This window comes from Variovorax paradoxus, from assembly GCF_030811855.1.
GTDB classification, from domain to species: Bacteria; Pseudomonadota; Gammaproteobacteria; order Burkholderiales; family Burkholderiaceae_C; genus Variovorax; species Variovorax paradoxus_L.
This window is the reverse complement of sequence record NZ_JAUSRN010000011.1, coordinates 111659-124163: the sequence shown is the minus strand read 5'-3', so window position 1 is coordinate 124163 and position 12505 is coordinate 111659. Positions and strand designations below refer to the sequence as shown.

Below are 12505 nucleotides of genomic sequence, written 5' to 3'. Positions count from 1 at the left end.
ATCAGCGGGAAATGGCGAGCTTGACGCCGAAGGCGATCAGGAAAACGCCCGCCAGCTTTTCGAGCGCACCCGAAATTCGTGGATTGGCGCGAATGCGTTCCGCAAGAAAGTGCGTCAGCAGCGTCGAGGTCAGGCCATACAGGAAGGTCAGTACCGCAATCGTCACCGCCATGGCGCCAAAGGTGGCCATGCCTTGGTGGCGCGCGGGGTCGACGAACAGGGGGAAAAAAGCCATGTAGAACACGATCGCCTTGGGATTCAGCAAGGTGATTGCCAGCGCCTGGCGCAGGAAATGGCTGGGGCGAATGTTGAGAATCGGGGCCGCGCCGGGCTTGGCCAGCAGCATCTTGGCGCCCAACCAGGCAAGGTAAGCCGCGCCCAGCCATTGCACGGCCTTGAACGCTGCCGGGTAGCCAGTCAGGACGGCAGCCACGCCGGCCACCGCAGCCCACATGAGGAACTGGTCACCAATGATCACGCCCAGCGTTGCCGCCAATCCACCGCGAATCCCACCTTTGCTGGTCGAGGTGATCAACGCCAGGTTGCCGGGACCAGGGATCAGTAGAAAGAGGACGATGGCGGCGACGAATGCGCCGTAATCAGCAATGCCGAACATGGATTTGCCTCGGGAAAGAGAGCCAGGGGGAGGCGTCGAGTCTAAGCGAGGCGGCCCCTGCGATCACCCTCCGCCGGCGGCTTTCACCTGCGCGGGAGCTTCTTTTTTGCCCGGTCAGGCGGCTTCCCTGCGTGCCCAGACAATGCAACGCTCTGCGTCCAAGCCAGGAACAGTCAATTGTTCCACGTGAAACACTGCGATACCGGCAGGTAACACGGCCAGTTCGTCGGCCGGCAGCTTGCCTTTCATGGCCAGCCAGACGCCACCGGGTGCCAGCAGATGTGCCGAACCATCGAAGAAATCTGGCAGGGAAGCAAAGGCGCGGGAGCTGATGACTTCATAGCTGCCGGCAAGCGATTCGACGCGTGCGTGCAATCCGCGCAAGTTGGGCAACTCGAGCTCAGCGGCCACTTGCTGCACGAAAGCTGCCTTCTTGGCGACCGCATCGAGGCAGCTGACCTGGAGATCCGGCCGCATGATGGCAATCACCACTCCCGGCAGGCCGCCACCCGAGCCCACGTCAAGCAGCTTGCCCTCCCCTGCCCACTCGCGTTGCAACGCCGGCACGGCCGCCAGGCTGTCGAGCAGATGGTGCGTGAGCACGCTCGCCGCGTCGCGCAGCGCCGTGAGGTTGTAGACCTTGTTCCACTTGAGCATCAACGTGCCGTAAGACAGCAACTGCTCCGCTTGGATATCGGACAAAGCGAGGCCCAGGGCTGCTGCGCCTTGGCGCAGCGTATCGATGGGCGCGTTCATTGGGCGGACTGCGGTTCGGCTGGGGCTTCGGCGGCAGCGTCGCGGTCGAAAGCTTTGTGGCCGCCTTTTCGCAAATGAATCATCAGCAAGGAAATAGCAGCAGGTGTCACGCCCGAGATACGTGAAGCAAGGCCCAGCGTCTCAGGCCGGTGCTTGGCTAGCTTCTGCCGAACCTCAAAGCTCAGTGCCTTGACCTGGCTGTAGTCGAAGTCGGGCGGCATGCGCAGGTTTTCGAAGTGCGCTGCACGCTCGACTTCGTCGTGCTGACGCTCGATATAGCCTGAATACTTGGCCGAGATCTCGATCTGTTCAATCTCAGTCTCGTTCAGCGCAGTGGACGCGCTGTACTTTCCGCCGTCGAGGGACATTAGCGTTTGATAGTTGACGTCCGGCCTGCGCAACAAGTCGGCCAGGTTGTATTCGTGCTCGATGGCCTTGCCGAGAACCCGCTCAGACTCAGCCGCCGGCAGATTGCGCGGGTTCACCCAGATCGATTTGAGTCGTTCCGTTTCACGTGAAACAACATCCCTCTTGCGGCTGAAAGCATCCCATCGGGCGTCGTCCACCAAGCCGAGCTTGCGCCCTGCCTCGGTCAGGCGCATGTCGGCATTGTCTTCACGCAGTTGCAGCCGGAACTCGGCGCGGCTGGTGAACATGCGGTAGGGCTCGGTCACGCCCTTGGTGATGAGGTCGTCGACGAGCACGCCCAAGTACGCTTCGTCGCGGCGCGGCAGCCACGCCTCTTCGCCACGGCATTGCAGCGCGGCATTGATACCGGCAAACAAGCCCTGGGCCGCGGCTTCTTCGTATCCGGTGGTGCCGTTGATCTGCCCGGCAAAGAACAGCCCCTTGACCGAACGGGTCTCGAAGCTGCTCTTGAGCTCGCGCGGATCGAAATAGTCGTACTCGATGGCATAGCCCGGCCGCAGGATGTGGGCGTTCTCCAGCCCCGGCATCGACCGCACCAGTTGGTACTGGATGTCGAATGGCAGGCTGGTCGAAATCCCGTTCGGGTAGTACTCGTTGGTCGTCAGACCTTCGGGTTCGAGAAAGATCTGATGGCTTTCCTTGTCGGCAAAGCGGTTGATCTTGTCCTCGACGCTCGGGCAGTAGCGCGGACCGACGCCGTCGATCTTGCCGGTGAACATCGGGCTGCGGTCGAAGCCGGAGCGGATGATGTCGTGGGTACGCGCATTGGTGTGGGTGATCCAGCAGGCCATCTGCTGCGGATGCATGTCGGCCCGGCCCACGAAGCTGAATACCGGCATCGGCCCTGCCCCGCCCGGCATGCCGTCGCCCGGCTGCTCGGTGCACTTCGAGAAATCGATGGTCCGGCCGTCGAGGCGCGGCGGCGTGCCGGTCTTCAGGCGGCCTTGGGGCAGTTTGAGTTCCTTGAGCCGCGCCGACAGGCTGATCGCCGGCGGATCGCCCGCGCGCCCGGCCTGGTAGTTGTCGAGGCCCACATGGATGCGGCCGTCGAGAAAAGTGCCCGCCGTGAGCACCACGGTACGTGCCCGGAACGCGATGCCGACTTGCGTGATGGCGCCCACCACGCGGTCGCCCTCCACCATCAGGTCGTCGACCGCTTGCTGGAACAGGCTGAGGTTCGGCTGGTTTTCGAGCCGGCGGCGAATCGCCGCCTTGTACAGCACCCGGTCGGCCTGCGCACGGGTCGCGCGCACGGCAGGGCCCTTGCTCGAATTGAGAATGCGAAACTGGATGCCGGCCTCGTCGGTGGCAATGGCCATGGCACCGCCCAGCGCATCGACCTCCTTCACGAGATGGCCCTTGCCGATGCCGCCGATCGACGGGTTGCAGCTCATCTGCCCCAGCGTCTCGATGTTGTGGGACAGCAGCAGCGTCTTGGCGCCCATGCGGGCAGCCGCCAACGCGGCCTCGGTGCCGGCATGGCCACCGCCAACGACGATGACATCAAATTCTTCGGGATACAGCATGAGAGAGGGGCGCACTGACGCGTGCGCTGCGCAAAGGGGCACCAATTTTAATCGGGGGTGCCCTTTTGCGGCGGGAATAAGGGCAACCGGTGCCGAGGCATTCCCAACCCTTGGCCGTCCCCATTCAAACTCAAAAGTTTGCTACATTATTTATAGCAAACTATTCAATGCAGATGGGCTTCTCAGTCGGCTGCGCTAGCCAACTCTATGACCGGCACAGGCTTCTCGATACCCACGATCGCGCCGGTCGGCTGCGGCGCCGCTGCGGGAGGCACGCTTTCGTCCTGCACTTCGCGCACCCTGATGTCCTTGCCTGTCATCGTCACCGCGCCAAAGATGGTGCAGAAGGCCACGTCCTTGGCGTCGCGCCCGGTTCCCACGCGAACCAACCGATCGACCGGCGCCATGCGCGTCGGATCGAACAGCACCCATTGCCCGCCGAGCCAAGCTTCGAACACGGCATGAAAATCCTGCGGCGGCTCGTCGAACCAAACGTAGCCCACCACCAGCCGGGCCGGAATATTGAGCGCACGGCAGAAGGTGATGCCCAGGTGCGCGAAGTCGCGGCACACGCCCGCGCGTTCCACGAACACCTCTCGCGCGGTGGTCGTCGAATTGCTGCTGCCAGGTTCGTAGGCAATGCTCTCGTGGATCCAGTCAATGATCGCCTGCACCCGGCCAATGCCGGGTGGCAGACCCCCAAAAAGCTGCTGCGCGCAACGCGACATGAGGTCCGACTCGCAGTAGCGCGACGGCATCATGTAGTGGAGGATTTCATCGGGTACCTGGTTGACAGGCACCTCGGGCAGGTCGAGCGGCACGTCGACATGCCTGCGCTGCACGGTCGCTCTGTAACTGATCTGCAGCGGTCCCGGCTGCGCGTCGAAACGCGCGAAGCGGTTACCGCTCGATCCGTCGCAGTAGAACCGCACTTCGGCTGGCGGTTCGATGGTCAACATTTCACTGATGACGGCTTGCGCGCCGGCCTGCGCAGCCTCGATGTTCAGCAGCAGATGCGCGGGCGCCTGAACCTCATAGCGGAGCTCTGCCTCGACGTGGGAGATGTGCATGCGCGCGCCTCAGACGCGCCGGCGCCGCGAGCGGTGCTCGGGAAGCTGCCAGTGCGATTGCGTGACCAGCAGCACCCTCACGACGCGGTGGGCCGGGCTCTGAAGCAAGAACCCTAGCGGACGCGCACGCGGCCATTGCGGTAGCAGGCGCTGCATCAATCGATCGCCTTTTTCACCGCGCCAACACCCAACGCCGCCAACACCACGAACACCACGGCCAGAATCAGGAACAGGCCGAACAGCAGCTTGGCAATACCCGCTGCACCCGCGGCAATGCCGCCAAAGCCCAGCAGCCCGGCGATCAATGAAATCACCGCAAACACAATGGCGTACTTCAACATCTGAACACTCCTTTCGGCGGGCCTCGCCCACCGTGCGCGCAGCTTAGAAACGCGCCGAAGCGACCCCGATAGTCGGTGCGCGCGAGCGGCCGTAGGACAAAAACGCGCTGCGCGCAAACCCGCTAGCATGCCCTTCGGTCCATGGATCGATTTCCGCTATCCATATTCAACCTTGGAGATTTCCCGCATGAAGCTGTATTACTCGCCCGGTGCCTGCTCGCTGTCGCCCCACATCGCACTGCATGAGGCAGGCATTGCCTTCGAACCCGTGATGGCCAGCACCAAGAGCCACAAGCTGCAGGACGGCACAGACTACTACGGCATCAACCCGCTCGGGTATGTGCCCATGCTCGAGTTGGACGACGGCACCCGCCTGCGCGAAGGCCCGGCCATCGTCCAGTACATCGCCGATCTCGCACCCACCAAGAACCTGGCCCCGGCGGCAGGCACCCTGCAGCGCTATCGCCTGCAAGAGTGGCTCACCTTCATCGGCACCGAGTTGCACAAGGGCTACAGCCCGCTGTTCAACCCCGCCATGCCCGAAGAAGCCAAGACCATCTTCAAGGACAAGCTCAAGTCGCGCTACCAATGGCTCGACGGCCAGCTGGCCGACAAGCAGTACCTGATGGGCGAGCATTTCAGCGTGGCCGACGGCTACATGTTTACCGTGACCAACTGGGCCAAGCCGACGGGCGTCGACATTTCTGACTTCCCCCATCTCCAGGCCTGGCATGCGCGCGTCGGAGCCCGTCCTGCGGTTCAGAACGCAATGAAGGCCGAAGGCCTGCTGAAGTAAGAAGAAGCGCGAACAAGCTCGCAACGACCGCGAGGCGGCCTGGCCCTTCATGGGGAAAACCCGGGCCGCTTTCAGCTACAAGCCGCATGCCGCGGCTTTTTTTTCGGGTCACGCTACGGGTCGAACTTCAGACCCTGGAAAGCGAAGGACCCGCCGATGGCCGAAGCCCCTGCCCTCCAAGAACTGCGCGAGGAGATGCGCGGGCCCGTGATGTGGCTCACCATCGACCGCCAAGAACGCCGCAACGCCATCAATGCCGGCGTGCTTGCGGCGTTGTCCAGCGCGCTGGCCCGTGCCGAAACCGACCGCGCCGTGCGTGCCGTCGTCATCACCGGCGCCGGCACGCGCGCTTTCTGCGCCGGTGCCGACCTGCAAACCGGCAGCGCCTTCAAATTCGACTACGCCGAGCCCTACCAAGGCTTTGCCAACCTGTTCCGCCAAGCCCGGCAATCAACCGTCCCGCTGATCGCGCGCGTCAACGGCGCGTGCGTGGCAGGCGGCATGGGAATCATGGGCATGTGCGACATGGCGGTGGCGAGCAGCCAGGCCGTGTTCGGCCTGCCCGAGGTCAAGGTCGGCCTTTTCCCCGCGCAGGTGCTCAGCGTGCTCGGCAACCTGCTGCCGCGCCGCGTGCTGGCCGAGATGTGCATCACCGGCGAACCCATCACCGCTGCAGAGGCGCTCGAACACGGGCTCGTGAATCGCGTGAGCGACGATGTCGACGAGAGCGTCGACTGGCTGCTTGGCCGCGTGCTCGACAAGTCGCCTGCCGCCATACGCCGCGGCCTGTACACGATGAAGAAGATCGAGGCCATGGCCTTCGAAGAATCGATGGCCTTCACCGAAAGTCAGATCGGGCTCTTCGCGCTCACGGAGGACGCGGCCGAAGGCCAGCTTGCCTTCCGCGAAAAGCGCAAGCCGCAGTGGAGCGGCCGATGAGCGCCAGTCGCAGCGAACGAGCACGCGAACGCATCGTGCGCATCGGCGGCGCCTCGGGCTTCTGGGGCGACAGCAGCGTGGGCGCGCCGCAGCTCGTGGCCAGCGGACAGATCGACTATCTCGTGTTCGACTATCTGGCCGAGCTCACTATGTCGATCCTCGCGGGCGCGCGGCTCAAGAAACCCGAGCTCGGCTACGCCACCGACTTCGTCTCGGTTGCGATGAAGGCTGTGCTGAAGGACGTGGTGCGCCAAGGCATCCGCGTGGTGAGCAACGCGGGCGGCGTCAATCCCGAGGGCTGCGCCAACGCACTCGCGGCGCTGGCCGCCGAGCAAGGCATTGCGCTGAAGGTCGCAGTGGTGAGCGGCGACGACGTATCGCCCCTGCTGCCGCAGCTCAGGCAGCAGCAGCCCCCGGTGCGCGAACTGCAAAGCGGCGCGCCATTGCCCGATCGCGTGCTCACGGCCAATGCCTATCTGGGCGCAAGGCCCATCCAGGCCGCGCTCGACGCGGGCGCGCAGGTGGTCATCACCGGCCGCTGCGTCGACTCTGCCGTGACGCTCGGCGTGCTGATGCATGCGTTCGGGTGGCAGCCTGGCGACCACGACCTGCTGGCGGCCGGCAGCCTCGCGGGACACATCATCGAATGCGGCTGCCAGGCCACCGGCGGGCTGCACACCGACTGGGACACGGTGCCCGACTGGCCCAACATCGGCTACCCCATCGTCGAATGCCATGCGGACGGCAGCTTCGTCGTGACCAAGCCCGCGGACACCGGCGGCAAGGTCACGCCCGCCGTGGTGGGCGAGCAGATGCTGTACGAGATCGGCGACCCATCGGCCTACCTGCTGCCGGACGTAGTGGCCGACTTCACGCAGGTGCGCATCGAACAGGCCGGCGAGCACCGCGTGCGCGTGCACGGCGCTAAGGGCGGCGCACCCACCAAGAGCTACAAGGTCTGCGCCACCTACGTGGAGGGCTTCAAGTGCGCGGCGCAACTCACCATCGTCGGCTTCGATGCGGTCGCGAAGGCACGCCGCACCGGAGAAGCCATCCTTGCACGCACCAGCACGCTGTTCACGCAGCATGGCTTCGGCCCCTACAGCGACACGCAGCTCGAGGTGCTCGGCGCCGAGTCCTGCTACGGCCCGCACGCACAGGCCACGCAGACGCGCGAAGCCGTGCTCCGGCTCGCGGTGACGCATGCGAGCAAGGAAGCGCTCGAACTCTTCGCGCGCGAGGTGGCACCGGCCGGCACCTCGTGGGCACCCGGCACCACGGGCGCGGGTGGCGGGCGCTCATCCGTGGCGCCGTCGATCCGGCAATACGCGTTCCTGCTGGACAAATCCAACGTCGAAGCCCGCGTGAAGGTCGACGGGCAGCCCATCGAGTGGCCGCGCGATGCATCGTCCGTTGCCGCCGATGGGCCTCTTTCACCAGGGCGTGAAGTGGCAGCAACGCCAAGCGCTTCCGAATCCATTGCCATCGCCTTTGCCGATGCCATCGAAGTGCCGCTCATCCGCCTCGCGTGGGCCCGTAGCGGCGACAAGGGCGACACCTCCAACATCGGCGTCATCGCGCGCCATCCGGCCTTGCTGCCGCTGCTGCGCGAACGGCTCACCGAAGTTCGCGTCGCCGAATGGCTGGCGCATCTCGTGAAGGGCAAAGTCACGCGCTACGAAGTGCCCGGCATCGGCGCCTTCAACTTCGTCTGCGAGCAAGCGCTCGGCGGTGGCGGTATGGCCTCGCTGCGCAACGATCCGCTCGGCAAGGGCATGGGGCAGATCCTGCTCGCGATGCCTATGTGCGTGAGTCCGAGCTTGCTCGAACTCGCGGCACTCGGCACCGAGAACGCCTAGCAGCAACCAGACAACCGTGCGACAGCAGGGTTGGCCGCGCAGGTTTAGCCTCGCGGCCTCTGTCCCACTTTTCAAAATCCGCGCAATGTCCTCCCTCTTCGACCCCGTACAGGCCGGCGACCTGAAGCTCGCCAACCGCGTCGTGATGGCGCCGCTCACGCGCAACCGCTCGCCCAACGCCATCCCGCAGGAAATCGCAGCCACCTACTACGCGCAGCGCGCCACGGCCGGCCTGCTCATCACCGAAGCCACCGCCATCAGCCACCAGGGCCAGGGCTATGCAGACGTGCCCGGGCTCTACGGCACCGAACAGCTCGATGCCTGGAAGCGCGTGACGGACGCAGTGCATGCCAAAGGCGGCAAGATCGTGGTGCAGCTCTGGCACGTCGGCCGCGTGTCGCACACCGAACTCCAGCCCGAGGGCGGCAAGCCCGTCGCGCCCTCGGCCATCACCGCCAAGACCAAGACCGTGCTCATCAAGGACGGCGTGCCGACCTTCGTCGCAACCTCCGAACCACGCGCGCTCGATGCCGAAGAGTTGCCCGGCATCGTTCACGCCTATGCGGCGGCCGCGCGCAACGCGGTGGAAACCGCCGGCTTCGACGGCGTGGAACTCCACGGCGCCAATGGCTACCTGCTCGATCAGTTTTTGAAGGACGGCAGCAACAAGCGCACCGACGACTACGGCGGCAGCATCGAGAACCGCGCCCGCCTGCTGCTGGAGGCCACGCGCGCGGTGGTCGATGCGGTCGGCGGCGGCAAGACCGGCATCCGCCTGTCGCCCGTCACGCCAGCCAACGACGCGCACGATTCCGATCCGCAGCCGCTCTTCACCTACGTGGTGAAGCAGCTCGCCCCGCTCGGCCTGGCCTACGTCCACGTCATCGAAGGCGCCACCGGCGGGCCGCGCGAGATCGAGGACCGTCCCTTCGACTACGAGGCGCTCAAGGCCGCCTACCGCCAAGCAGGCGGCAAGGGCGCATGGATGGTCAACAACGGCTACGACAAGCCGCTCGCGGACGAAGCGGTCAAGGAAGGCGACGACCTCGTGGCTTTCGGCAAACCCTTCATCGCCAACCCCGACCTGGTGCGCCGCTTGCGCGAGAACGCACCACTGAACGAGGTCGACAAGGCCACCATGTATGGCGGCGGCACCAAGGGCTACACCGACTATCCGGCACTGGATTGAGCCCGGGGCCGATGGCAAGATTGCGGTGGACACTTCATGTCCGCCCCAAGAGAGCAATGCCATGGCCCGCACCGAGCAATCACCCGTCGCCCCGCGTCTTGCTGCGCATGCATCGAGATGACGATGCAGCTGGCCCGCATTCATCACGTCGCCATCATCTGCGCCGACTACGCGCGGTCGAAGCGCTTCTACACCGAGGTGCTTGGCTTGTGCGTCATCGCCGAGAACTACCGCGCCGCGCGCGATTCGTACAAGCTCGACCTCGCACTGCCCGACGGTTCGCAGATCGAGCTGTTCTCGTTTCCTGAAGCACCTGCGCGCCGCACGCGGCCCGAGGCACAAGGCCTGCGGCACTTGTCCTTCGAAGTGCACGACGTGCGGGCCGCGGCCGACGAGCTCGCGGCGCAAGGCATCGCGGTGGAGCCGCTGCGCATCGACGAGTACACGGGCCGGCGCTTCACTTTCTTCGTCGACCCCGATGGTCTTCCGCTTGAACTCTACGAAGCAGCATCGGCCGAAGACCTCCACGCACTGCTGCTGAAGCTCGAAGGCGCACTGCACCAGCGTGAGGTGCGAGCAAGTGCCGCGCAACTCGAAGAACTGCTTGACGACGACTTCCGTGAACTCGGCGTTTCGGGCACCGAGTGGACCCGACCCGCGATCATCGAAGCGCTGCGCGAGGAGACCTTCTCGGAACGAACGATCTCAGGCTTTCGCGTGCAACGCATGGCGCCTGACATCGCGCTGGCCACCTACCGCGCACACCGTGCCGCGATACCTGGGCGCCCGGAGGCCGATTCGCTTCGCAGCTCACTGTGGCGCCTGCGGCGCGGCAGGTGGCGGATGATTTTCCACCAGGGCACGCCGCTGCAGATGCCGACCTAGGCCGCTTGGCCGAACACCACGCTCACCCGCAATCCCGAGGGCTCTGCTCCATCGAGCCGCAGTTCGGCGCCCAGCAGTTCCGCATAGCGCGCCACGATCGAAAGCCCCAGTCCCGAGCCCTGCCCCAGCTTCTGCCCCGCGGGGCCTTGCGCCCAGCGCTGCATCAGGTCACGCTGTGCCTCCAGCGGAATGCCCGGACCGTCGTCGATCACGCTCAAGGTGCGCTCCGCCAGTTCGACGGTGATGGTGCGCCCGCCGTAGCGCAGCGCGTTGTCGATCAGGTTGTCGAGAATGCCTTCGACCAGCGCTTCGTTGGCGAGCACCGTGGTGCGCTCGTCCAGGCCGCGCGCGCCCAGGTCGACGCCGCGGGCATCGGCGCGGGCCAGGTGGCGCAGCACCGTCTGCTCGGCAAGAAGGTCGAGCCGCACGGGTTCGCGCGCAAGGCCGGTGCGCGCTTCATCGGCGAGTGCGAGCGCCAGCAGCTGGTCGATGAGATGGCTCGCGCGCGCCTGCCGCTCGGCGACCCGCACGAGCTGCTCGCGCCAAACCGCGGAGTCGTGCTGCGCAAGCCCGTATTCGGCGAGTGCGCGGATGCCCGCGAGCGGCGTGCGCAACTCGTGCGCCACGTTGCCCACGAATTCGCGCTGCGCGCGCACGCTGTGGTTCAGACGGTCGAACAGCGCATTGACTGCATTGCCCAGGCGCTGCACCTCGCGAGAGGTGCGGACCACTGCGACGGGGGACAGGTCGTGCACATCGCGCCGGTCCAGTGCCTGCTGCAGCTCGCCGAGCGGTCGCAGGTCGCTGCGAATGCCATACCAGAGCCACACCGCGAGCAGCATCAGCAGCAGCACTTGCGGCGCGAGCGCAAAGCCGAGTAGCTGCCGCACCAGGGCCGTTCGGCTCAGCGTGGTCTGCGCAATCACCACCCGGTAGGGCACCGGCAGGCCAGGCTCCGCCACAGGTTGGAGCACCACCGCCCGCAGCACCTTGCCGTCGAATTCGACGTCGGAGAAACGGTAGCGCGAACCTTCCGGCGGCAATGGTGGATTCAGGCCCGCCTGCCCCGAGATCAGCGTTCCGTCGAGCCGCTGCACCGCAAAGTAGACCTTGTCGACCTGATCGAACAGCACCGTGGCCACCTCGCGCGGCGTGAGGAGCAGCTCCACGCCGCGTTCGCCCGCCTGCACGTTGGCCGCGAGCGCATAGGCGTCGTCGAGCATGCCGCGGTCGAAGGCCTGTTCGGAAAAATAGTTGGCAATGACGAGGGCGATCACCGCGCCGACCATCCACGTGAGCGCCAGCGGTACCAGCACGTTGCGCAGCACGCGCCGCGTGAGCGAAGGTGCGGCCTCGGCCGGCCGAGGTGCGTCCGGCATGGGGCGGCTCACACTTCGGCTTCGAGCAGGTAGCCGATGCCGCGCAGCGTGCGGATGCTCGCGCCCGAACCGGCCAGCTTCTTGCGAAGCCGCGAGATGAAGGCCTCCAGTGCGTTGTCGCCCAGCGATTCATCGAAGCTCGAGAGCTTGTCCGACAGCGCTCGCTTGCTGACCGTGCGGCCGGGCGGGCTCATCAGCTCCCACAGCACCTCGAACTCGCGCGCGGGCAGGTCGAGCGGCCCGCTCGCGGTGGAAAAGCGGCGCGCCTTGCGGTCGAGCTTGAGCTGGCCGAGCAGCACGATGTCTTCCGTACCCTTCGCGCGCCGCACCAGCGCACGCAGGCGGGCCTCGACCTCGGCCAGGTCGAAAGGCTTGCCCAGGTAGTCGTCGGCACCGGCATCCAGGCCGGCGATGCGTTCCTCGGTGCGGCCGCGCGCCGTCAGCACCAGCACCGGCGTGCGGTCGCCGCGCGCCCGCGCCTGCCGCAGGGCAGTGAGGCCGCTTGCCAGGCCGCTGGTCGGGCTTGCGGTGGCCGGCAGGTTCAGATCGAGCAGCACCGCATCGAAGGGCTGCACCCGCCAGAGGTGGTCGGCGTCTTCGACATTGGCCGACACGTCGACCCGGTGGCCGGCATCCGCAAGGCTGCGCAGCATCACGTCGCGCAGCACGGCGTCGTCTTCGACAAGCAGGATTCGCATGGTGTGTGTTGTGGTTTGGAGT

12 protein-coding genes are annotated in these 12505 nt (G+C 65.8%); 5 read left to right on the top strand and 7 right to left on the bottom strand.

Annotation, left to right across the window (positions count from 1 at the left end; all coding sequences use genetic code 11):
• Position 1: 1 nt before the first annotated feature.
• From J2X92_RS20295 to J2X92_RS20275, 5 genes are all read right to left on the bottom strand, one after another.
• Complete coding sequence (locus J2X92_RS20295) at positions 2 to 616, bottom strand: LysE family transporter (protein WP_055807166.1); 615 nt, start codon at positions 614 to 616, stop codon at positions 2 to 4.
• Between the two features lie 114 nt (positions 617 to 730).
• Entirely contained in the window at positions 731 to 1372 is a 642-nt protein-coding gene (rsmG, locus tag J2X92_RS20290; protein ID WP_307578134.1) for a 16S rRNA (guanine(527)-N(7))-methyltransferase RsmG, read from the bottom strand.
• Entirely contained in the window at positions 1369 to 3327 is a 1959-nt protein-coding gene (mnmG, locus tag J2X92_RS20285; protein ID WP_307578132.1) for a tRNA uridine-5-carboxymethylaminomethyl(34) synthesis enzyme MnmG, read from the bottom strand. The genes rsmG and mnmG overlap by 4 nt, the downstream gene beginning before the upstream one ends.
• A gap of 182 nt (positions 3328 to 3509) precedes the next feature.
• Positions 3510 to 4397, bottom strand: coding sequence for a transglutaminase-like domain-containing protein (locus tag J2X92_RS20280; RefSeq protein ID WP_307578130.1), 888 nt, complete (start codon positions 4395 to 4397; stop codon positions 3510 to 3512).
• Positions 4398 to 4552: 155 nt separating this feature from the next.
• Positions 4553 to 4738 (bottom strand): DUF1328 family protein, encoded by a 186-nt coding sequence (locus J2X92_RS20275; RefSeq protein WP_307578128.1) that lies wholly within the window; start codon positions 4736 to 4738, stop codon positions 4553 to 4555.
• 187 nt (positions 4739 to 4925) lie between these two features.
• Between J2X92_RS20275 and gstA the strand changes: the two genes are divergently transcribed.
• The 5 genes from gstA (at position 4926) to gloA2 (ending at position 10406) form a co-directional block, all read left to right on the top strand.
• Positions 4926 to 5534, top strand: a complete 609-nt coding sequence (gstA, locus tag J2X92_RS20270; protein WP_307578126.1) for a glutathione transferase GstA — start codon at positions 4926 to 4928, stop codon at positions 5532 to 5534.
• A 156-nt stretch (positions 5535 to 5690) separates the two neighbouring features.
• Positions 5691 to 6473 carry an enoyl-CoA hydratase/isomerase family protein gene (locus J2X92_RS20265; RefSeq protein ID WP_307578125.1) on the top strand — a complete coding sequence of 261 codons (783 nt, stop codon included), beginning with the start codon at positions 5691 to 5693 and terminating at the stop codon, positions 6471 to 6473.
• Positions 6470 to 8332 carry an acyclic terpene utilization AtuA family protein gene (locus J2X92_RS20260; RefSeq protein ID WP_307578123.1) on the top strand — a complete coding sequence of 621 codons (1863 nt, stop codon included), beginning with the start codon at positions 6470 to 6472 and terminating at the stop codon, positions 8330 to 8332. Before J2X92_RS20265 ends, J2X92_RS20260 begins: the two co-directional genes overlap by 4 nt.
• A gap of 85 nt (positions 8333 to 8417) precedes the next feature.
• Positions 8418 to 9521 (top strand): alkene reductase, encoded by a 1104-nt coding sequence (locus tag J2X92_RS20255; protein ID WP_307578121.1) that lies wholly within the window; start codon positions 8418 to 8420, stop codon positions 9519 to 9521.
• A 117-nt stretch (positions 9522 to 9638) separates the two neighbouring features.
• Positions 9639 to 10406: an SMU1112c/YaeR family gloxylase I-like metalloprotein gene (gene gloA2, locus J2X92_RS20250; protein WP_307578119.1), complete on the top strand. Its 768-nt coding sequence runs from the start codon at positions 9639 to 9641 to the stop codon at positions 10404 to 10406.
• On the opposite strand, the gene J2X92_RS20245 is transcribed toward gloA2, so the two are convergent.
• Positions 10403 to 11785 (bottom strand): sensor histidine kinase, encoded by a 1383-nt coding sequence (locus J2X92_RS20245; RefSeq protein ID WP_307578117.1) that lies wholly within the window; start codon positions 11783 to 11785, stop codon positions 10403 to 10405. The two genes, gloA2 and J2X92_RS20245, sit on opposite strands and share 4 nt — an antisense overlap.
• Positions 11786 to 11793: 8 nt before the next feature.
• On the bottom strand, positions 11794 to 12483 hold the full coding sequence (locus J2X92_RS20240; protein WP_307578115.1) for a response regulator transcription factor: 690 nt from the start codon (positions 12481 to 12483) through the stop codon (positions 11794 to 11796).
• Between the last annotated feature and the right edge of the window lie 22 nt (positions 12484 to 12505).